Annotated in this window: 18 protein-coding genes, 1 tRNA gene and 1 pseudogene; 17 read left to right on the plus strand and 3 right to left on the minus strand. The window is 35.0% G+C overall.

From position 1 onward, the window contains the following. From PLA12_09980 to PLA12_10030, 11 genes are all read left to right on the plus strand, one after another. Positions 1 to 911 (plus strand): MoxR family ATPase (locus PLA12_09980; protein HOQ32828.1); only part of this gene is annotated, 911 nt, incomplete at its 5' end. Positions 912 to 919: 8 nt separating this feature from the next. After that, positions 920 to 1,810: a DUF58 domain-containing protein gene (locus PLA12_09985; GenBank protein HOQ32829.1), complete on the plus strand. Its 891-nt coding sequence runs from the start codon at positions 920 to 922 to the stop codon at positions 1,808 to 1,810. Between the two features lie 35 nt (positions 1,811 to 1,845). Beyond that, positions 1,846 to 2,742 (plus strand): hypothetical protein, encoded by an 897-nt coding sequence (locus tag PLA12_09990; GenBank protein HOQ32830.1) that lies wholly within the window; start codon positions 1,846 to 1,848, stop codon positions 2,740 to 2,742. Between the two features lie 17 nt (positions 2,743 to 2,759). After that, the gene (locus PLA12_09995) at positions 2,760 to 3,794 is read left to right on the plus strand and encodes a VWA domain-containing protein (protein HOQ32831.1); all 1,035 of its coding nucleotides are present in this window, start codon (positions 2,760 to 2,762) and stop codon (positions 3,792 to 3,794) included. Positions 3,795 to 3,821: 27 nt separating this feature from the next. Next, complete coding sequence (locus tag PLA12_10000; protein HOQ32832.1) at positions 3,822 to 4,874, plus strand: VWA domain-containing protein; 1,053 nt, start codon at positions 3,822 to 3,824, stop codon at positions 4,872 to 4,874. A gap of 30 nt (positions 4,875 to 4,904) precedes the next feature. After that, positions 4,905 to 5,606 (plus strand): hypothetical protein, encoded by a 702-nt coding sequence (locus PLA12_10005; GenBank protein HOQ32833.1) that lies wholly within the window; start codon positions 4,905 to 4,907, stop codon positions 5,604 to 5,606. 2 nt (positions 5,607 to 5,608) lie between these two features. After that, positions 5,609 to 6,445, plus strand: a complete 837-nt coding sequence (locus tag PLA12_10010) for a hypothetical protein (protein ID HOQ32834.1) — start codon at positions 5,609 to 5,611, stop codon at positions 6,443 to 6,445. Beyond that, positions 6,405 to 8,339: a BatD family protein gene (locus PLA12_10015; GenBank protein HOQ32835.1), complete on the plus strand. Its 1,935-nt coding sequence runs from the start codon at positions 6,405 to 6,407 to the stop codon at positions 8,337 to 8,339. Before PLA12_10010 ends, PLA12_10015 begins: the two co-directional genes overlap by 41 nt. A gap of 4 nt (positions 8,340 to 8,343) precedes the next feature. After that, the gene (locus tag PLA12_10020) at positions 8,344 to 9,135 is read left to right on the plus strand and encodes a tetratricopeptide repeat protein (GenBank protein ID HOQ32836.1); all 792 of its coding nucleotides are present in this window, start codon (positions 8,344 to 8,346) and stop codon (positions 9,133 to 9,135) included. Next, the gene (glnD, locus tag PLA12_10025; GenBank protein ID HOQ32837.1) at positions 9,132 to 11,852 is read left to right on the plus strand and encodes a [protein-PII] uridylyltransferase; all 2,721 of its coding nucleotides are present in this window, start codon (positions 9,132 to 9,134) and stop codon (positions 11,850 to 11,852) included. Before PLA12_10020 ends, glnD begins: the two co-directional genes overlap by 4 nt. Next, positions 11,833 to 13,260, plus strand: a complete 1,428-nt coding sequence (locus PLA12_10030) for a PDZ domain-containing protein (protein HOQ32838.1) — start codon at positions 11,833 to 11,835, stop codon at positions 13,258 to 13,260. The genes glnD and PLA12_10030 overlap by 20 nt, the downstream gene beginning before the upstream one ends. A gap of 17 nt (positions 13,261 to 13,277) precedes the next feature. On the opposite strand, the gene PLA12_10035 is transcribed toward PLA12_10030, so the two are convergent. After that, positions 13,278 to 14,228 (minus strand): hypothetical protein, encoded by a 951-nt coding sequence (locus PLA12_10035; GenBank protein ID HOQ32839.1) that lies wholly within the window; start codon positions 14,226 to 14,228, stop codon positions 13,278 to 13,280. A gap of 137 nt (positions 14,229 to 14,365) precedes the next feature. Here PLA12_10035 and mnmG point away from each other — a divergent pair, with 137 nt between their 5' ends. Then, positions 14,366 to 16,243, plus strand: a complete 1,878-nt coding sequence (mnmG, locus tag PLA12_10040) for a tRNA uridine-5-carboxymethylaminomethyl(34) synthesis enzyme MnmG (protein ID HOQ32840.1) — start codon at positions 14,366 to 14,368, stop codon at positions 16,241 to 16,243. Position 16,244: 1 nt separating this feature from the next. Here mnmG and PLA12_10045 read toward each other — a convergent pair whose 3' ends face one another. Further along, positions 16,245 to 16,832 carry a hypothetical protein gene (locus PLA12_10045; protein ID HOQ32841.1) on the minus strand — a complete coding sequence of 196 codons (588 nt, stop codon included), beginning with the start codon at positions 16,830 to 16,832 and terminating at the stop codon, positions 16,245 to 16,247. A gap of 88 nt (positions 16,833 to 16,920) precedes the next feature. Between PLA12_10045 and PLA12_10050 the strand changes: the two genes are divergently transcribed. The 5 genes from PLA12_10050 (at position 16,921) to PLA12_10070 (ending at position 21,219) form a co-directional block, all read left to right on the plus strand. Next, positions 16,921 to 18,324 (plus strand): trypsin-like peptidase domain-containing protein, encoded by a 1,404-nt coding sequence (locus PLA12_10050; protein HOQ32842.1) that lies wholly within the window; start codon positions 16,921 to 16,923, stop codon positions 18,322 to 18,324. After that, the gene (locus PLA12_10055) at positions 18,317 to 19,687 is read left to right on the plus strand and encodes a PDZ domain-containing protein (protein HOQ32843.1); all 1,371 of its coding nucleotides are present in this window, start codon (positions 18,317 to 18,319) and stop codon (positions 19,685 to 19,687) included. The genes PLA12_10050 and PLA12_10055 overlap by 8 nt, the downstream gene beginning before the upstream one ends. Before the next feature lie 64 nt (positions 19,688 to 19,751). Further along, positions 19,752 to 19,827 (plus strand) — tRNA-Gly (locus PLA12_10060). Positions 19,828 to 19,902: 75 nt separating this feature from the next. Then, complete coding sequence (locus PLA12_10065) at positions 19,903 to 20,682, plus strand: response regulator (protein HOQ32844.1); 780 nt, start codon at positions 19,903 to 19,905, stop codon at positions 20,680 to 20,682. Between the two features lie 6 nt (positions 20,683 to 20,688). Then, complete coding sequence (locus PLA12_10070) at positions 20,689 to 21,219, plus strand: GGDEF domain-containing protein (protein HOQ32845.1); 531 nt, start codon at positions 20,689 to 20,691, stop codon at positions 21,217 to 21,219. Between the two features lie 25 nt (positions 21,220 to 21,244). On the opposite strand, the pseudogene PLA12_10075 reads toward PLA12_10070, so the two are convergent. Continuing rightward, positions 21,245 to 21,727: pseudogene (locus PLA12_10075) on the minus strand (alanine:cation symporter family protein). Positions 21,728 to 21,774: the final 47 nt, after the last annotated feature.

Consider the following 21,774-nt stretch of genomic DNA (forward strand, 5'->3'; position numbering starts at 1 on the left):
TAGGAAAAGTTATTGTTGGGCAACAATATATGATAAGTCGCATGTTAGTTGGACTTTTAGCCAATGGGCATGTTCTTTTGGAAGGTGTTCCCGGGCTTGCAAAAACCACTGCGGTAAATACTCTTGCCAAAACTTTAGACTGTTCCTTTCATCGTATACAGTTTACCCCGGATTTATTACCTGCAGATTTGATAGGGACATTAGTATACAATCCCAAAACAGGTGAATTTACCACCAAAAAAGGGCCTGTGTTTGGCAATATTATTTTAGCGGATGAAATTAATCGTGCTCCAGCGAAAGTGCAAAGTGCTTTATTAGAAGCAATGCAAGAGCGACAGGTTACTATTGGTGATAACACCTATAAATTAGAAGAGCCTTTTATGGTTCTTGCTACACAAAATCCTATTGAACAGGAAGGTACCTATCCTTTGCCCGAAGCACAGGTTGACCGATTTATGCTTAAACTAAAAGTTACCTATCCCAATAGAAATGAAGAAAAAACCATTCTTGAAAGAATTGATTTACTCCATCAGCCAAGTGTATCAACAATACTTTCAAAACAACAGGTTTTGGAGATGAGAGAAGTAGTTAATCAAATCTATGTAGATGACAAAATTAAAAACTATATAGTTGATATTGTTCAGACAACAAGAAATCCAGAATTATTTGGGTTGAAAGTAAACCATCTTATCGAATATGGAGCCTCTCCGCGCGCTTCCTTATATTTGCAACAAACAGCAAGAGCATGGGCATTTTTACAGGGAGAAGGAAATGTCTTCCCACACGATATAAAAACTATAGCCCCCGATATATTACGCCATCGTATTAAAGTTTCTTATGAAGCAGAGGCCGAAAATATTACAAGTGAAGATATTATTCAAAAAATACTTGACCATGTTCCTGTCCCGTAAAAAGGTGTATGGATAGTATGTTAACTGCAGAAATGTTAGCCAAAGTCCGAAGAATTCAAATTCGGACTACGAAGTTAGTAAACGATATTCTTGCAGGAAGATATGAAAGCGTCTTCCGTGGGCAGGGAGTTGAATTTAAAGAAGTGCGGGAATATGTTCCCGGTGATGATGTCCGTAATATTGATTGGAATGTTACCGCCCGAACAGGTAGCCCCCATGTAAAGGTGCTAACAGAAGAGCGAGAACTTACCATTATGCTTGTCGTGGATGCAAGTGGTTCACAAAAATTCGGTTCTGTCTCTCAATTTAAATTAGAACTATCAGCGGAGGTATGTGCTGTCCTTGCTTTTTCTGCTATTCAAAATAATGATAGGGTAGGTCTTATTGTATTTACCAATGAAGTAGAATTATTTTTACCTCCAAGGAAAGGAAGAAAACATGGATTAAGGGTTATTCGTGAGGTTTTATATCATGAACCCAAAAATAAAGGGACGAATATAAATAAATCTCTGGAATTTTTATCACAAATATTAAAGCGTAGGTCTGTAATATTTATTTTATCCGATTTTAATGACGAGCATTATGAAAAAACGCTAAAAGTCCTTACTCGTAGACATGATGTTATCGCTTGTATGATTACAGACCCAAGAGAATTATCTTTGCCCAATATAGGTCTTATTACAGTTACAGATGCCGAAAGTGGAAAAGAAATAATTATTGATACAAGCAATGCGAAATTCCGTGAGAAATATGAGGTTAAAGCCAAAATGGAATATGAAAGGAAAAAGAAACTTTTACTCCAATCTGGTGCGGAGTTTTTAGATATTCGCACAGATAAACCTTATATAGATGAGTTGTATCGTTTTTTCCGTGCTCGTGAGCGGAAATCAAATCGTTAAAGAAGGATTTAGGAAACAAAAGATATATCGTTACTATGACAGTTTTGAATGTTTTTATCAATATATGTTTTTTTGCGGTATCCGTTGGGGATATAGGTGTAGAACTTTATAATCCACATATCCCCTGGTTCCGTTCTTCGGAATATATTATTCAAAATTATTCAATAGAAAATAAGAATTGCCCTGAATGGAAAAATTTGTCTGAAGATATAGAAATTACAGAAAAACCGATAATAGGTAGTGAAAATCAAGGATGTGTTAAAAAGGTTATTATGGATCCCTTAAAAGCAGGAAAATATTTAATACCTCCGGCTGTAGTAAAAGATAAAGAGGGGAAGGAATGGAAAACATCTGCATTTGTTCTGGAAGTGCGAGAACCAACCGATAAGGAAAAAGAAGAATTACAGAATATCGCAGGAATTATTGAGCCAAAAATTGGGAATAATTATAGAAATCTCATCATAAGCAGTTTGTTAGTTATTTCCCTTTTGATTGCGGTTGCAGGTTTCATTTATTTGTTTAAGAAATATTTTATTAAGAGCCAAACTTTGGAGGAAAAGATAGAATTACCATGGGAAAAGGTATTCCGAAGGTTAAGGGAATTGAAAAACAAAGATTTACCTTCTCAGGGCTTATATGAACCTTATTATGTCCAATTAACATGGATACTTCGTTATTATATTGAAGACCGATTTAATATTCATGCCCCCGAACAAACTACCCAGGAATTTATTGAGACCACTATGAAAGAAAAGGTTCTAACACCCGAACAACAAAAATTGCTGTATTCTTTTTTAAGTCATTGTGATAAGGTGAAATTTGCCAAATTCGTTCCAACAATAGAACAAATGGAAGACGGATATAATCTGGTATGGAATTTTGCTGAAGAGACAAAATTAAAGGAACAAACACAAAAAGATGTAAATCAATAGGATAGTATATCTCAGTGATGCTTTCATATTTTCAAAATAAAGGTATTTTTTTTACATATCCTTACTTCTTTTTATTACTAATACCTGTCTTTATCCTTTTTTTAATTGAGATTAGAAAAAAAAATACCTCTTCTATTCTTTTCTCTTCATCTTCATTGTTGTCTGGATGGGAGATTGATGCCCTTCATTGGCGGAGGTGGATAGGACCTTTATTGTCTCTATTGGCTTTTATTTGTTTTATCATTGCATTAGCAGGTCCTACTTATGGCGTTAAATTAAACAGAGACCGGGCTAATGTTATTGATATTATGTTATGTCTGGATATTTCCGGTAGTATGAGTCAACAGGATTATATGTTAGGAGGGATGCCAAGAGACCGTTTGTATGTTGCTAAAAAATCGGCTATTCATTTTGTTGAACACAGAAAAGAGAATAAAGAAGACCGATTCGGATTAGACCGCATTGGATTAATACTGTACGCAGGTGTAGCATGGACACGCTGTCCTCTAACATTAGATTATGAAGTTTTATTGCAAGCATTGAATAAGACTGATTTTGCCCCACAAGAGAAAGATGGAACTGCTATAGGTTCAGCATTAGGGCTTGCTGTACGCCGATTATTACAAAGTGAAGCCAAGAGTAAAGTAATTATCTTATTGACAGATGGCATAAATAATCGGGGAGAGATTACCCCTAAGGAAGCAAAAGAATTAGCAAAGGAGAAGGGTATTAAAGTTTATACCATTGGTGCAGGAACTTCGGAAACAGGTTATTCTATTACAACCACCGGACAGATGATAAGAAACCAACCTATAGATGAAGCATTATTGCAGGAAATAGCACAAGAAACAGGAGGAAAATATTTCCGTGCTACCGATACAGAAGGGCTTATGAAGGCGTATGATGAAATAAGCCGGTTAGAGGCTACAGAGGTGGATGTAAGTGATTTTTACGAATACAAAGAAAGTTTTCTACCTTTTGTAATTATAGGTGCGTTATTAATGTTAGCATCTACTTATTCCCGAAGAATTTTATGGGACCCATTGCCATGATTAAAGAAATAAGGAGTTTATAAATAAATGTATTTTGCGTTTCCGTGGAAATATCTCCCTATATGGATATTGATGACTTTAATCGTTATAGGACTGATGGGAATATCTTTATTCTGGATGGAAAAGAAACGCAATATAAGAATTCAAAAGTTTGCCGAAATTTCATTAACAGAGCGTTTAATACAAGGTTTTAGACCCTGGCTACGGAAAGTAAGCATTATCACGGTAATAATGGGTTTTTTCTTTATCATTTTAACTCTGGCACAACCTCATTGGGGTGCTTCTTGGGAAAAAACACAAAAATTAAGTAGAGATATATTATTAGTAATTGATACATCCGAGAGTATGCTGGCAGACGATTTACCTCCCAATCGTTTGGAAAGAGCCCGACAAAAAGCCTTTCTTTTGATGGACCGTTGTCCCGGCGACCGATTTGGTATTATTGCATTTGCAGGCGAGGCTGCATTGGTTTGCCCATTAACATTGGACCATGGCTATGTAAAGACAATTCTCCGTTCACTAAATACAGACATGTTGAGCAAAGAAGGAACAGATATTTCAGAAGCCTTTAATGAAGTGGAAAAGGTATTTAAAGAAGATATAAAAAAATCGGGTAACGAGGACAAATACGCTCGTGCAGTTGTAATTATAAGTGATGGAGAAGACCTCTCGGAAGATGCAGAGAAAAAAGCAGAAGCCCTCGGAGAGAATATCTTTTTAGTCGTTGTTGGAATGGCAACTCCTCAGGGGGCTGAAATCAAATTTCCAGAATGGATGAAAAGGTATGTTAAAACTTCTAATATTAACCTTACACATAAATCCGTTTTAGATGAAAAGAAACTGAAAGAAATAGCGTTAAAAGGGAAAGGCTTTTATATAAGAACTACTATGGACGATACAGATTTAAATATGATATTGGGAGAATTGGAAAAAATACGAATGTTTTATCAGACGGACACATTGAGGTATCAGAAGGTAAATCGTTACCGTTGGCCTCTATCCATTGCTTGTATTTTGTTTATATGGGAAACAGGGATATGGATAATTTTGTCTTCAAAGAAAAAACAGATACAAAATTAGAGAAAATATAGAAGTATGGTGAATTATTATTTGCAAATAATTAATAAAAATATAGTATTGATTGCATTAGCGAGTTTTATTTTAGGTTCTTTTAGTAGTGCGGAAGATATAAAAAGCGTTTGGAAAACATCTCGGGCGAAAACTGTAAAAGGGGAATTCGAAGAGTCATGGAAAGAATATGAAGACTTACTTATAAAAAATCCAAAAAATTTTGAAGTAGTATTTGGTGCTGGATGCTTAAAATATTACCAGGCAGAAAAAAGTGTAGGTTCACAGCAGTTAGATGATGCTAAAAACCTTGTAAAAGAAGCAGAACACTATTTTGATACCGCAATTCAATTAGCAAAGAACTCAGAAAAAAAAGCAGATGGTTTGTATAATAAAGGAAATTGTAATTTGTTGATAGCAAACGCACAAAAAGAAAATCCACAATCTATTGAAGAATGTATAAACTATTATAGGAATGCAATCCGTTCTTATCGAGAAGCAATAGAAAATAAATCAAATTTTCCAGAAGCAAAAAAAAATTTAGAACACGCCCTTTTTCAATTAAAACAATTAATTCAAAAGAAAGATAAGAAAAAAGATGAAAACAAACAAGATTCTCAATCGGATAAAGAGCAACAATTAAAAACGATGTTTGTAGAAACGAAGACCGATTATCCTGATGCCGAAGTTCGTATTTTAGAGGAACAACCTAATGTCGTAGAGTTAAAAAAGAAGAGTAATTAAATATGATAAGAAAACAAAACAGAAAAGAATATATTAAAAATAGATTTATAAAAATTATCTGTGGGATATTTTTCATTGGTTTTAGTTTCAGTTCTATTATGGCTCAAGATAGCATTCCTCCATTACTTAAAAGACCAGGGGAAGATGATGGGACGAAAAAAAAGATAACTGCAGAAGTTTATGCTATAAAAGCCGGCGAAAAAAATACAAAGAATACGGATGAAGAGGGACAAGACAAATCAGAAGTATTGGAAGGTGATGAAGCCTTGTCGTTTATTATAAAGAAACTGGGAATAAATGATTACAATGTAGTTTTTAAGGATAAACAACCTATTTCAACGGATAATAAAAATGAGTTACATTACAAGATAGGACAAGGTTTGGATTATTATGTATTACCTCAAGAAGTTGCTTCTTCGGAAGTTTATACATTAGATACCCGTGTCCAGGTAACAGAAGGAAATAAAAAAGTAGATGCTATTAAAGCAATAGCAAAAGCAAAATTAGGGGAACCCTTAGTGTATAAAGGGATACAATTAGATAACAGTGATTATATAATAATATTCACACTGAAAAACGAAGATGAAAATCAATCTAAGGGTGGTGAACAGAATCAAGAACAACAACAGAAAGAACAAGAACAAAAGGAAAATCAGCAAAATAACCAGGATAAAGATGAACAGAAAAAGCAGGAAGAACAAAATAATAAAGAAGAAAATAAAAAAGAAAATCACCAGATGGAGTTATTATTAGAATCGTTAGATGATATGGACCAAAAAGAACAAAAAGAAATGTTGAATGAACGCGAAAGAATTATGTTGCCTGAAAAATGGTGGTGATATGAAATATAAAATAGGACAGAAGAAACAAAAAAAAGAATTTTGGATAAAAGTTAAAACGATATTCTTATTCTGGGTTGTTTTTTTTCTCCTTATTGGACATATTCCCTGTGCCTATTCTCAGGATTCCCCTATACAGGTTCAAATAAATCCAACAGAAGTAGGAATTGGAGATTCTTTTGATGTAATTGTTTCAATTCAGGGCACAAATATCGGGGAGCCTGTTATTACATCTGAAGATGGAGTAAAAATTAATCCACAATCATTTTATAATGGGATGAGCACCCAGATGGAGATAGGATTTGGTCAGTCTCATATTATTACAACAAAAGAGAGACATTATCGTGGTTATGCTCAGCAAGAAGGTGAATGGAAAATATTTGTTCAGGCAGATATTGATGGAAAAAAATATGTTTCGCCGGAAGCAAAAATTAAAGTAAGTAAAAACCCATCGCCCCAACAAGCAATTCCTCCAGGTCCCTCTATTCCGCAAAGACAATCAGGAATTTTACAAGGTAGAAGAAGACAATCAGGTAGTCCAGGAACAAAAACAGACCAAACACAATTTGACCAGGCTCTAATTGTTGAAAGTGAACTATCAAAAAGAATTGCATTTCAGGGAGAGATATTAACTTTAATATTTCGTGCGAAAATCCTTGAATCTCCTGATATATCTATACAAACAACAACAGGAAATCTTCCCGATTTGCCAGCATTGGATGATTTCTATATGGGCAAAGTGCAACAAAATACTCGCAGAGAAGACCAATCTGGAAAAACTTATCGTGTTGTAGAACTATCGGTCCCTATTTGTCCCAAAAGTGTCGGGACACTAACAGTAAGTCCCTGGGAATGGAATAACTGTTATATCAGATATTACAACAATTGGGGTTGGCCTGAAACATATTCGATAAATAAAAGTTCAGAGGCTCTAAATCTGGAAGTGCGAGCACTTCCTGATGCTCCGAATAATTTTTATGGGGCGATTGGTAAATATACTCTAACCTCTAATCTTTCACAGACAGAAGTAAATATAGGAACTCCCATTTATTTAACAATGACAATACGAGGTTCTGGAAATCCTGATTTTATAAGAGCCCCATCAAAACCAGTTCTCGATTGGGCTTATGTCTCTGATGCGGAAATTATAAGTGGAAATACCGACACATGGGATAATGTGGAGAAAACAATTCGTTTTTCAATAACGCCCTTAAAACCAGGAGATTATGAAATACCCACAATAGAATATAATTACTTCAATTCTCAAATTGGACAATACAATACACTTCGAACAAATTCCTTTAAATTAAAGGTTATCGGGGAAGCAAGTGAAGTAAATAATGTAATTACTGCGGGAGGAACTCCACGAATGGAGACCCGTAGCATTGATTTATCCAGTGGCGATTTACTTCCTTTAATAACAGAAGGCGTCCAATTAAAACCTCAGGGTTCTTACTATAAGGGAATTATTATTGCTATTTTTGTCTTTTCTCCACTTATTTCTATGATTTCGATTGGATTAGGTTTTAGAAAAGAGTATTTAAGGAAAAATCCTATATACCTTCGTAAAATATCTGCCTATACAAACGCAATAGAAAAGTTTAATGAATTAAAAACAGGGTCAAGCATTCCTGCTGCAGTTGAACAATCCTTGAAACAATATATTGGTGATGCCACAGGGGCTTTAAATGTCTCTGGACTAACATCAGATGACATTGAAAATATTATGAGAAGTCAGGGAATAGATAATGAACTTATATACAAAACTGTAAAACTAATAAAAACCTGTGAACGGATACGATACAGTGGGTCCTCTATTTCTATGGAAGAAAACAAAGGATTAGAAGAAGGTTTTAATTTATTAATAGAAGAGTTAAAGAAGGTTTTGGGATAAATATATGAACATTGGCATATTGTGTATAACTTTATTAATGAGTTTGACGGGGAATATATATAATCAGTCTTTTAGAGAAGGAAACGATGCTTATTATAAAAAAGATTTTGAAACCGCCATACAGAAATATGAAAATTTAATTAAATCAGGAATAGCAAATCCAATTCTTTTTTATAATTTAGGGAACGCCTATTATCATTTGGGAAAGAAAGGATTGGCAATTGCAAATTATGAACGCTCTCTTGATTTAAATCCTTCTTTCAAACCTGCAAGGGATAATTTAAATAAAGTGTTGAATGAAATAAAAAGAAATTTGGCAATTCCAGAGGAACCTTTATGGATGAAATATTTATTTATATGGCATTATGGAATACATATAAAATGGACATGGACAATAAGTCTTTTATTCTGGTTTACGGGATGGACAGTAATCGGCTGTCTTATGTGGATGAAAGAAAGATATAGAAAAGGGATGTTTGTCATAGGAATCTTCTTAATCACAGTAGGGGTTATATTTTTCCTTTCTGCCATAGTAAAAATGAATTCGGTGCCTTTAGGAGTTGTAATTGTTTCGGAATGTCCTGTTCGCATAACCCCATCTGAAAATAGTCCCTCTCGATTTGAACTTTTTGAAGGCGACCGTGTTCGTGTAGAGCGAGAAGAAGATACATGGATACTGATTTCGACGGTAGATAATGAAAGAGGTTGGATAAAAAATGATACAATTTTTATCTGGAAACCTCCTTATCGTAGCGTTGAAAATAAAACGAATATTGAAGAGAAAGTATCATCTTGAAAAACTTTATTGAATTATTACAAAGCATATCTTTATCTCCACAGGATAGGGTTTCCTCTGTTGAGTTTTTATCCTCTGCCAAAAGATATTACAGACAAAGTTGGGAAGAAATTCGCCAGAACCATAGACAGGGATATTCAGGTAGGCAAATTCTGAAACAATTGAGTGAAAGTGCTGATATTCTCATCGAAGGGGTTCTGTTATATGCATTATATGAATGTAATATAAATAAAAAAATATTTGACAATATTTCCCTTTGTGCCTTAGGAGGATATGGTCGTAAAGAATTGTCGCCTCATTCCGATTGTGATTTGTGTTTTTTACATGAAATAGAGATAGATAATTCCACATTAGAACCTTTAATACAAAGTTTTACAACCATGTTATGGGATTTGGGGTTGCATGTGAGTATTGCTATTTATACAGTCCCTGAAGCCATTCAACTTATAGAAGAGGACCCCAAAACCTATACTTCTTATTTACATATTCGAAATATTACGGGGCAGAATCGGTTGCCCGAGCAACTTAAAGAAGGTCTAAAAGGAATATCTCAAAGTGCTAAAGCAAAAGTATATGATATTATTTTTCAGCGTCTCGGCACAGCCTTTGCACAATCAGGGAAAGATTTATTTTCCCATGAACCCGATATTAAAGAAAATGCAGGTGGATTGAGAGATTATCATGCGATATTATGGATTTTGGGATTGGAAAATAATTGGGGTTCAGACCTTAAAGACATAGAAAAGAGTGGTTATATCGAAAATAATACATATCTTTCCTTAGTGGAGAGCCTTGATTTCCTGTGGAAAATACGCAATGAACTTCATTTTACAAAAAAAAGATGTTGGGATTTGTTAAATATTGAAATGCAATATCATCTCTCTCAATTTCTTAATTATGGAGATGCTGCTGATGATGCTATTGAACGATTTATGGAAGATTTTTATTCATCGGCAATGAGAATACGCTTATTGTTTGAATATATTGCCCGTAAAGCAGAACAAAAGAATTTTCCTAAGACAACTCTTGAAATTCCCTCCTCGAGTGTTGATGATAAATCGAATTATATGTTGTATAACGGCTATTTAACCCCGAGGATAGATGATGCCAACTGGTTTGTAGAAAATCCTGTTCGTATTATGGAATTGTTTTGGGAAGTATCGCGTAGAAAAGTTCCCATAGGTTATTCTATTCAACATTGGATACAACAAAATTTACATTTAATTAATGATAGTTTTCGAAATAATGAAGTAGTCAGTAAATACTTATTATCTATATGTGGAAGACCATTTTCTGCGGGATTTACATTCCGAGAAATGGAAAAGTTAGGTGTTCTGTCTAAATATATGCCCGAATTTGGTGCTATTCAAGGAATTGTTCGTTATAAAGATTTCCATAGTTATCCTGTAAATGAACATATTTTAAGGGCAATGGAGTCGTTAGAAAATATCCCTCGATTATCCGGCTCTATTGGGGAAATATTTAGAAAAGTATTGAAGGAAATTGAAGAACCTCAATTTCTTGTTCTGTCTATTCTTCTACATGACCTCGGTAAGGTAGAAGGGGAGAGACATTTAGAAGCAGGGGTTCATATAGCAAGGACAATTTGTGATAGATTAAGTCTATCCGATGAAGATTCGGAACATATATCCTTTCTTGTAAAAAATCACCAACTTATGGTTAATGTGGCGTTGTATAGAGATATTGACGATATAGATGTGGTTCAGGCATTTGCATCGGAGGTAAAAACAGAAAAGTTTCTTAACGAACTTTTGATTATGAGTTATGCGGATTTGTTCGCTGTCGGACCTAATGTATGGAATGAATGGAAAGGTTCATTATTAATTAACTTGTATTTTAAGACATTACGAATGCTGAAAAAAGAATTTTCAAAAGATTTGACTTTAGAAGAAGCAGTTGCAGAGAAAATCAGACAGATACATGAAAAGGTACCCCAGAGAAATCGTTCCGAATTAGAATATCATTTGAATTCAATGGGTTCTGGCTATCTGGATGCATTTACCCCTGATGATATTATTATACATTTAGATTGCTTAGAAGAAGCAATGGAAAAAGGATTAGCCGTCCGATGTTGGTCAAATGAATCTATAGGAATGAGTCATTTCGTTGTTGCTACACGGGATAAACAGGGGTTATTTGCCCAAATTGCAGGATGTTTTGCTTCACAACTTATTGATATATACAACGCTTCTCTATATACTCGAGAAGATGGATGGGTCGTAGACTATTTTCTTGTTCGGGATGCACCTCAAAGGAGACCTCTTACTGAAGGGCAAATTATAACATTAGAAAAGACACTTCGAACTGTTATTCTGGATGGTAAAGATGTGCAGGTCTTTGTTGACAAGACAAAGAAAAAATTATTTGCACTCAAAAAATCCCTTGCCCCTGTGCAGACATATATCCGTTTTGATAATGATTCTTCCAGTAAACATACTGTTATTGATATAGAAACAGGAGACCGAACCGGTTTGTTATATGATATAGCCTCTGCTCTTTTTGTTATGGGATTAAATATATATAAAGCAAGAATTAATACAGGGGCTTATCGGGTTCGCGATTCTTTTTATGTCCAATTTCGCGATAATAAAATAACACATAGAATATTACAGTCCGCTATCCGTGCCGGATTGTTAGAATCTATTGACGCACAAAACATTCAACAGGAGCAAAACGATGAAGAACAAAAAGGATAAGTTTACAAAAATTCTATTGATTGCAACAGTTACTATAATGATTACCCGAATATCCTATCCCGATATTCTCGAGGAAGTTGAAAAGAGATTTATTGAAATACATGAGAAAGTGGGATGTTCCGTAGTAAATATTGAACGAGAATCACAGATTAGTGCAGTTCCTGTAAATCGCGAGGAATTGTTTAAACAATTTGGATTACCCGTTCCAGAAGAGAAAGGAACTCCATCACTTCCTCAAAAAGAACAAAAACAAAAAGTTACAGGGACAGGTTCAGGCTTTGTTTATTCCAAAGACGGATATATTATTACCAATAATCATGTAATAGAAGATGCTGATAAAATTACAGTAAAAACTGTATCCGGGAAGAAATACCCTGCAAAAGTAATTGGTGCCGATTCTGAATCAGACCTTGCTGTTATTAAGATAGAACCAGAAGAGGAACTTATACCTGTTGTGTTAGGAGATTCCGACCAGTTAAAAGTGGGACAATTTGTTGCTGCAATCGGGAGTGCCCGTGGATTGGAGGGTTCAGTTTCTTTTGGTCATATCAGCGCCTTAGGTAGGGAAAATCTTAGAGAATTGCAATTACAGGGGCTTACATTCCAACATTTAATCCAGACCGATGCAGGAATTAATCTCGGAAATAGTGGAGGTCCTTTAACAAATATTAGAGGTGAAGTAATAGGGATAAATGTTGCTCTAATGTTAGGTGCTAATAGAATTGGTTTTGCAATTCCTATAAATACGGCAAAACAGGTAATTCCTCAATTGATACAAGGCGGTAAAGTTATAAGAGGTTATTTAGGTGTTGCCGTTACAGATGTGGAACGCTATGGTGAAGCACTGAATCTGCCGAACAGTTACGGAGCATTTGTAAAAAGAGTTCAGGAAGGGACACCCGCAGAAAAGGCAGGAATTAAAATTTATGATGTTATATTGAAAGTGAATGAACATGAAATTCAGAGTGCTCAGGATTTAGTAAATACAGTGTCATCTTATACACCTGGAACCTCTGTAATTTTAGAAATATGGAGAGATGAAAACAAAATATCATTGCCAATTGTATTAGGAGAGAGAAACTTCCAGGTTGCACAAAAAACGCAGGAAAACGTTTCGTTTTTAGGTATGACTTTTATAGATTTAGATAGTCAGAATAGGGAAAAATTAGACCTTGCTCCCGATACCAAAGGAGTTTTGATAGAAAATGTTGAAACAGGAAGCCCTGCAGAAGAAGCAGGACTATTCCCCGGCGATATTATTTTAGAGATTCAACGAAAAACGGTTAGTAGTGTAAAAGATTTACTGGCTATTTTGCCGAACCTTGTTAATACGGGAAAACCTATTATGATTCGTTATCAGCGAGGAAAGCAAGAACCCGATATTACTATTGTTAGTGTCACTCCATAAATTTTTCTTAATAAATATTATCGTGATACGGTTACTTCATAAATAGTTCTGAAAAAGGATTGAGGATTGCCGTCTTTAGGTCCTTTGGCAATACATTCAACAATATATTTTTTCTCTGCATTGAATTTAAGTGTTATCGTGTTTTTACTTTCTTTTTGAACAACCCCATCTACTTTCCATATATAAGACGAGTATCCCTCCACAGCAGTTAATTTGAGAGGTTGTTTCATTTTAACCTGGAAAGGAATAGGGTTATAAGATACTACCTTAGTTTGGGCAGTAGCCTTGCCTAACAAAATATCGGCATCTTTTTCTTCAACTTCAATGGTATAATTGCCGGGTTCTGGAAATGTAAAAACAAATGAAGATTCTCCTTCTCCTTGTTTAATCACTTGATTGTTTACCCGCCATACATAAAGAAGGTCAGGACTTCTTTCGAGATTAATTTCCAGAGTTTGTCCTTCATAATGTAAAGGAGGAACTTCTAAATGAATATCTATCTTATGAACTGGAGAAACAAGCCCTAATCGTTTCTTTAATTCCTCCACAGAGATACCTTCCTTTTGAGCACGATTTTCTAATGTATCAGGGAGTTTGTCCAAAGGAGCATAAACAGCAATAAGACACTTCCCAAAGGTTGTTTCAATTACCAAATCGTAAGTCCCTGTTTCAAGCAATGCAGGAGTGATAATTATTTTATCGTCTAATACTTGTAAATGAATCATGTGATTATATTTATTCTCTCCCGCTAAAAATGACCAATTTTTAATATGTTCTTTTTTTAGAAGTTGATTTTTATAAAATATCTTAACAATAGATTCTTGATTTAAATCATGGATTGTTATTTCATCGGGGTTTGCATACAAATCAGGGTTTCTCATATCCCCAAAGACAGATAAAGAACACAAAAAAAAGAGAACAATTGCACCATTTACTATAAGTAATTTAAAATGATTATATGGGAACATATTCTAAAACCTTTCCCTTCGGTTAAATTTGTTGAGGTTTACTATTAAAGGAATTATACTAATTTTAACTAAAGAACCCAATTTCTTATATTATTAATACATTTCAAAAAAACAATATGATGACAATATAGGCAAGTATGAATACTCGAGATTTTGACATTATTATAGTAGGGGGAGGACATGCAGGGATTGAATCTGCATTAGGAGGAGCCCGTTTAGGATATAGAACGATATTGATAACGCTTCAAATAGACAATATCGGAAAAATGTCTTGTAATCCTGCTATAGGAGGAGTAGCAAAGGGACAACTGGTCAGAGAAATAGATGCATTGGGTGGAGAAATGGGGCGATGCACAGATAGAACAGGTATCCAATTTAAGATGTTAAATCGCTCCAAAGGTCCTGCTGTTCATTCACCCCGAGCACAGGCAGACCGATTTCTATATCAATGGGATATGAAAAGAGTATGTGAATTACAGGAAAATTTGTATTTAAAACAAGGAGAAGTCGCAGAAATTTGTGTCCATAAAAACAAAGTGTATGGAGTTAAGTTAACGACAGGAGAAGAAATTACAGGTAAGGCTGTTATTGTATGCACGGGAACCTTTTTATCGGGGTTGCTCCATTTTGGAATGCAATCTGTTATAGGAGGAAGGGCAGGAGACCCTTCTGCTTCTTATTTGAGTGATTGTTACCGCAAATTAGGTTTTACTGTAGAAAGATTAAAAACAGGGACCTGTGCCCGAATACATAAAAGGAGTATATGCTTTGATGGATTAGAAGAACAGAAAGGAGATGAAGACCCCCGCCCATTTTCCTTTTCAACTCCTATTGAAGGTTTTAATCCTAATAAAATATCATGCTGGATTACTTATACAAATGAAAAAACCCATGAGATTATTCGTCAAAGTTTAGACCGTTCACCCTTATATTCCGGAAGAATCTCGGGTATAGGACCTCGATATTGTCCCAGTATCGAGGATAAAGTAGTAAAATTCCCAGACAAGACCAGTCATCATATCTTTTTAGAACCGGAAGGGATAAATACGGTAGAAGTATATGTTAATGGCTTATCTACAAGTTTACCCGAAGATGTCCAATTAGCCATGTTGCATTCTATAAAAGGATTAGAAGAAGCTGAGATTATTCGCCCTGGATATGCGGTAGAATATGATTTTGTCCCACCTACACAACTTAAACTAAATTTGGAGACAAAATTAGTTCAAGGATTATTCCATGCGGGACAGATTAATGGAACTTCGGGGTATGAAGAAGCAGCGGGACAAGGTATTTATGCTCTATTAAACGCAGTTCGTTATATAGAAGGGAAAGAACCTCTTATTATTGGAAGACATGAAGCGTATATTGGTGTTATGGTTGATGATATTGTTACTCGCGGAGTGAAAGAACCGTATCGTTTGTTTACTTCACGGGCAGAATACCGACTACATTTACGACATGATAATGCAGATATTCGCCTTGCTCATTATGGGTTTGCAAATGATACAATTATAGAAAAAGCGAGAAAAAAACAAGAAGAAGCAAAAAATGAAGTAGAGCGATTAGAAAAACTTATTATCCTTCCCAACCAGCAAATTAACGAATGGCTAACTTCCTTAGGAGAACCTCCTTTAAATCATCCAACTACTGGAGCCGTATTAATTAGAAGACCCAAAGTTTCTATTCAGGATTTTTACCGTTTTATTCCCAGAGAAAAACCTATTTCTAAAGAAGTGGTAGAACTTGCTGAGATTTTAATTAAGTATCATGGATATTTTGAACGAGAAGAGAAAATGGTCGAAAAATTTAAACGCTCCGAAAATATCCCTATTCCAGCTAATCTCGATTATGATACTATTGAAGGGCTTCCCCGAGAAAGTAAACAACGCCTCAAGGAAGTAAGACCAGCAAATTTAGGACAAGCTTCTCGTATTCCAGGGCTTCGTTCGTCCGATTTAATGATACTCCATCTTTGTATTGAACGACATAACATGACAAAAACAGACCTCCTCTAATTTATTTCTCTATCCTATTGCGGTAAAGTTCAGGTTTTATAGAGGTATACATCTTATTAATGTCAAGACCCCCATCGAGAAAAGTATTTACGGAATCTATAATATATTTTGGGTTAGAAAAAATTTCAGGAAAATTTACTTCCAGCACTTTCAGATTTGGATTTTGAGCCAGAGAATTTATCGTTTGTTGAATATGTTTTTCAAAAATAATTAATAAACGGTTTGTATCAATAAATGTAAATTGATTATCACTTCTTTTTCGTGCCATTTTTTGTTGAGAAAGAATAACTTCAGGCAAAGGTCTTTTAAGAAAAATAACTCTTGCGGGGAAGGAAATGGATATTTTTGCCAAAATAGGCGAAACAATTTTTATAGCATAGCCCTTATACTTCTGAAGGTATGATATATTTGATGTTACATTTAAGTTGTTAACGAGTTGGTATTCAAAATATCCATAGGGGTTATGTTCATCAGGTAACCGTTCGGAGTCTTTAAGGATAGGAATCCCTCCAATCTCTAACATTTGCATAAGTAAAGATGTCCCCGAACGAGGCAATCCCGATACAATGATTAAATAATCTCGATTCATTAGTTACTCTTTAAGTACTTAATCGTTAAAAATAAGTGAAGAGTTTTATATAATATAGTGTTTATACATTCAATTATAGGAAAGAATTATGAAAGATATAAAAGTCTTTAAAACAATTTATTTGCCTTTTTCTTTCGTTCTGTTATGTATACTTTCTATATCAGGCTGTGCCACACTTTCTAATGGAGGTGTTTTACAGTCAGAGATATTAAAAGCGAAGGCAAAAGTTGTTCCTGCATTAGTTCATTTAAATCCTGTTAAGCCTGTTTACACATTAGGAAAGAAAGAAGAAGTAATAGTTATTGGAAGTGGTTTTATTATATCGAAAGATGGCTATGTAGTAACGAATGAGCATGTTGTAGGTGAAAGTAAAAAAGTAAAATGTATTTTGAGTGATAAGCGAGAAATAGAAGCAGAAGTGATAGGAACAGACCCATTTACGGATATTGCAGTCTTAAAACTTCCTCCACAAGAAAAATATGCTTTTGTATCTATGGGTAATTCAGATGTAGTGCAAACTGGAGAAATTGTCCTCGCTATGGGTAGTCCCCATGGACTTGCTCGCTCTGTATCTATGGGAATTGTGAGTATGACAGACCGTTATTTAGAAGACCAGCGAGGTGTTATCTCCGTATTTAATAACTTTATACAAACGGATGCAGCAATCAATCAAGGAAATAGTGGCGGTCCTCTGGTAAATTTAAAAGGAGAAGTAATTGGGATTAATTCACGGATGTTATTAGGAGCCGAAAATGTAGGGTTTGCGATACCCATTAATATAGCCAGAGAAGTGGTGGAAGATATTATTAAAAACAAAAAAGTAAATAGAAGTTGGTTAGGACTAAACTTGCAAGAAATGAAAGCTATAACAGAGGATACCAATAAACATGGAGTCGTTGTAGCCGATGTAGAAATAGATTCACCGGCATATAAGGTTGGAATACGCTCAGGTGATATTTTAACGGAAGTCAATGGAGAACCTGTTCATGCAAGATTTCAAGAAGACCTACCCTTAGTAAGAAAAAAATTAGCGAATTTAGAGGTAGGAAAAGAAGTAGAACTTACAATTATACGGGGAGATAAAGAGGAAAAAGTAAAGGTTGTGCCCGATGTATATTCTCCTTATAAAGGACAAGAAATAGAATTTGCAGAATGGGGTTTTACCGCCTCGGATATTACAAATGAAATGATGAAGAGATTAAGAATTCCTAATAAAAATGGTATTTATATATCAGGTGTTCAGGAGGGTAGTGTTGCAAAAATATCAGGATTGTTAGCAGGAGATGTTATTTTAGAAATAGAAGGTAAATCTGTGAAGAACCTCGAAGAGTTTATGAATATATATAAACAGACAATTGATAATGGACAATCCCGTGTTTTGCTTTTTGTTCAACGGGGTGTTGTTACCCGATATGTGTTGATAAAAAATACCTCAGAAAACCAACCCGAAATAAAAATGATGGATGAAGGACGGAGCCCAAGCCATGAATAGCCCTTTTATAGTATCAGCACTTCTATTTATTCAAAATATATCATTAATGTTTGCACCTTCTCAGTTAGAAACCATTTATAACCAGATAATTCCCTCTATTGCGTTAGTTCAATACTCTTCTGAAGTAACAAACCAGATTACAGGAGAAACTTCACGAAAGGATGGGAATGCTCTTGGCTTGGTGGTTTCTGCCGATGGTTTAGTAATGGTTCCGGGATTTGTAGAAGTAGAAAATGTCTCTTCCTTTAACTTTAGAGTAAGGTTAAACATAAAAGGAGAAGAAAAAGAATTTAATGCGGTGAAATTGAGAAAACCAGAAGACCTTAACATTATGTTTTTAAAAATTAATAATGACACAAATATGAAATTTCCCTTCGCACAATTTGTAGAAGATTTACCTAAACTAGGTTCTGAAATTGCTATGGTCGGAATATTGGGAGAAACGGTAGATTATGTCCGATGTATAACTACAGCTCATATAGGGGCTATTTTAGAAAAACCACGATTAACTTATTGTTTGGATGAAAATGTTCGATTGGGATTTGTAGGTGCACCCGTAATGAATGAACAGGGGAAGGTTATTGGTGTCGTGGGTTTTGATTTAAGTAAAGCAGAAGGGGGAGAAGTTTATACAAGAAGTGGGCACCCTCTTTTGTATCAATATGCATTATTCAAAAAATACATTCAAAATCCTCCTGCTGTTCAATCTCAAGATGACGAACAGGAGGCATGGTTAGGAGTTATTACTCAACCTTTGACAGATGATTTCGCAGAATATTGGGGATTGCCGAAAGAAGGCGGATTGATTGTTGCTACTATTGTAAATCCATCTCCAGCGTCAGAATGTGGCTTGAAAATAGGGGATATTATTAAGAACTTTAACGGTGTTCCTATCCGAGCCAAATACGATAGTGATGTTACTTCATTTACAAAACTGGTTAGAGAAGCTGGTGCCGGAAATTCGGTTAAAATAGAAATTCTTAGAAATAAGGAACCTATGGCATTAACAGCCGTATTAGGAACACGTCCTCGCAGGTCATCTGAGGCAGAGGAATTTGAATGGGAAGCCGTGGGGCTAACTGTTCGTGAAATCACACCAGACATACGAATAGCATTAAGTATAGAAGATACTGTTCAGGGTGTTTTGGTGTATCGTGTTAAGTCCGGAAGCCCTGCTCAGGTAGCAAGATTATCGAGAGGTTTTATTATTCAAGCCATTGGAGATTGGCCTACAAGGTCTATTGACGAGTTTAAAACAATTGTGAAAATGCTACAAGAAAAGAAACCTAAAGAGATTACATTTTTTGCAAAGATTGGAAACATTTCTGGATTTTTTAGAGTGCAACCTCGGTGGGAAGAATAAATAATTAATATCCACTGATGTTTGAATTTTACATACTATTTTAATATAATTAATATACTATTGAGCGGGATTAACTCAGTTGGTAGAGTGCCAGCTTCCCAAGCTGGATGTCGCGGGTTCGAGACCCGTATCCCGCTCCATTTTATTTTGATTTTTTAAGGGAAGAGGCGTAATAATATAAAAAATGTTTGTTTTTTTCATTTGAGGGCTCTGATATGTATCCAAAAGATAAGCAAATTGATTTGAGTAATTTGAGTATTCTTATAGCAGATGACCAGGAAAGTTTAACCAGTACTTTGGAAAAGGTGATAAATAATATTTGGGGTTGTGCAATAAGGTGTGTTTACGATGGAGATTCTGTATTAACGGAATTAAAAAATGGATATATGGGAAAATCTTATGATGTATTAATAACAGACATGATAATGCCGGGCATTTCTGGGTTAGAACTAATTCGTAAATCATTAGAAATTCAACCCGATCTGGCTATACTTGTAATGACCGCATATAAAGACGATTTTTCTTTTTTAGATGTATTCAAAGAGGGAGCCCACGATATATTGTTAAAACCTTTTTCAAAGGATGAATTACAAGCAAAATTATACCGAGTCCTTCGCGAAATTCATTTCATTCAATCCTGTCGTTCCGCAGAGAGAAGATATAGAGGACTATTTAATTTATATGCAGATGGTATTGTAATTGTTAATCCTGCCAATGGTGTTATTAGGGAAACGAATAGTGCGATAACGAATTTATTGGGATACAAAATCGGAGAATTAGAAGGAGAACATTTTTGCAAAATATTATCGGACACAGAAAATTCACGGTTTAATAAATGGTATGAGGTCTTTCTTGTGGAGGGGACAGGAACACTATCTGATGTGCAGGTAATAAAAAGAGATAAGACAATAATCCATTGTGATATTTCTGGTGCCCGTGTTATTACAGATATTGATGATAATGTTTTCCTTATTTTAAAAGATGTAACGGAGTGAAAAAGGATGGAAGAGGATATAATCGAGGTGGCACAAAAGGATGAATTAACGGACTTATTCAATAAAAGGTCATTTGAAATGCAAATAGAGTGGGCTATAAAAAATGCAGAAGAAACATATACAAATTATGCCCTCCTTATGATTGATGTAGATAATTTTAAGAAATGTAATGATACTTATGGACATACAGTAGGAGATCAGGTACTCAGTAATTTAGGAAAAATTATTGCGAGGTGTATTCGTGGCAGTGATTCGGGATTTCGTTTCGGTGGTGACGAATTCGCTGTTATTTTGTGTGGAACCGAATCATCAATTAGTGTAAAAGTAGCAGAACGGATTCAGATACAGTTTGCAAAAATGGAAACCTATGGGACTTCACTGAGTATCGGAATTGCACAGTTCAAAATTGGAATGACAGCCGGAGAATTAATATCTCTTGCGGATAGAGCCTTATATGAAGCAAAAAAACAAGGGAAAAATGCTGTATTTTGTATCAATCCAGATGATAAAGTTGAATTATTGGCAGATATTCTTTGAAAAAAGGTTGATTAAAGCATAGTCGCTAATCTTTATTTAAAAAGAAGTCAGAAGTTTCTTTTACTATAATAGGGGTAAGGATAACAAGGGAGAGAAGGTTAGGTACCGCCATAAATGCGTTAGCAGTGTCCGCTAATGTCCAAACCATATTTAATTTAAGATTGGCTCCCACAAAAACTCCCAAAACCCATAGTATCCTATAAATTACAATACTTTTCTCTTTGAATAAATATTCCCACGCCTTTTCTCCATAGTAAGACCAGCCTAATATTGTTGAATACACAAAAGTGATTAAAGCGATAGATAGGGCAATATTACCTACTGATGAAAAACTGTTTCATGCATATCTTACAATTTCCACAGGTGAAGAGGATTGCATCCATGCTCCAGAAGAGACTAAAACAAGACCTGTGAGAAAACAAATTACGACAGTGTCCCAAAATGTGCCTGTGGCGGAAACAAGAGCTTGATGAACAGGATGTTTTGTTTTGGCAGCAGATGCAACAATAGGGGCACTACCGAGACCTGCTTCATTGGAAAATAATCCACGGGCAA

The sequence above is a fragment of the Candidatus Hydrogenedens sp. genome, from assembly GCA_035378955.1.
Taxonomy (GTDB): Bacteria; Hydrogenedentota; Hydrogenedentia; order Hydrogenedentales; family Hydrogenedentaceae; genus Hydrogenedens.

Excerpts from the sequence above, each read along its gene's own strand:
- PLA12_09985 (HOQ32829.1), top strand. The coding sequence starts at position 920 with ATGGATAGTATGTTAACTGCAGAAATGTTAGCCAAAGTCCGAAGAATT.
- PLA12_09990 (HOQ32830.1), top strand. The coding sequence starts at position 1,846 with ATGACAGTTTTGAATGTTTTTATCAATATATGTTTTTTTGCGGTATCC.
- PLA12_09995 (HOQ32831.1), top strand. The coding sequence starts at position 2,760 with ATGCTTTCATATTTTCAAAATAAAGGTATTTTTTTTACATATCCTTAC.
- PLA12_10000 (HOQ32832.1), top strand. The coding sequence starts at position 3,822 with ATGTATTTTGCGTTTCCGTGGAAATATCTCCCTATATGGATATTGATG.
- PLA12_10010 (HOQ32834.1), top strand. The coding sequence starts at position 5,609 with ATGATAAGAAAACAAAACAGAAAAGAATATATTAAAAATAGATTTATA.
- PLA12_10015 (HOQ32835.1), top strand. The coding sequence starts at position 6,405 with ATGAACGCGAAAGAATTATGTTGCCTGAAAAATGGTGGTGATATGAAA.
- PLA12_10020 (HOQ32836.1), top strand. The coding sequence starts at position 8,344 with ATGAACATTGGCATATTGTGTATAACTTTATTAATGAGTTTGACGGGG.
- PLA12_10030 (HOQ32838.1), top strand. The coding sequence starts at position 11,833 with ATGAAGAACAAAAAGGATAAGTTTACAAAAATTCTATTGATTGCAACA.
- PLA12_10035 (HOQ32839.1), bottom strand. The coding sequence starts at position 14,228 with ATGTTCCCATATAATCATTTTAAATTACTTATAGTAAATGGTGCAATT.
- mnmG (HOQ32840.1), top strand. The coding sequence starts at position 14,366 with ATGAATACTCGAGATTTTGACATTATTATAGTAGGGGGAGGACATGCA.
- PLA12_10045 (HOQ32841.1), bottom strand. The coding sequence starts at position 16,832 with ATGAATCGAGATTATTTAATCATTGTATCGGGATTGCCTCGTTCGGGG.
- PLA12_10050 (HOQ32842.1), top strand. The coding sequence starts at position 16,921 with ATGAAAGATATAAAAGTCTTTAAAACAATTTATTTGCCTTTTTCTTTC.
- PLA12_10055 (HOQ32843.1), top strand. The coding sequence starts at position 18,317 with ATGAATAGCCCTTTTATAGTATCAGCACTTCTATTTATTCAAAATATA.
- PLA12_10065 (HOQ32844.1), top strand. The coding sequence starts at position 19,903 with ATGTATCCAAAAGATAAGCAAATTGATTTGAGTAATTTGAGTATTCTT.
- PLA12_10070 (HOQ32845.1), top strand. The coding sequence starts at position 20,689 with ATGGAAGAGGATATAATCGAGGTGGCACAAAAGGATGAATTAACGGAC.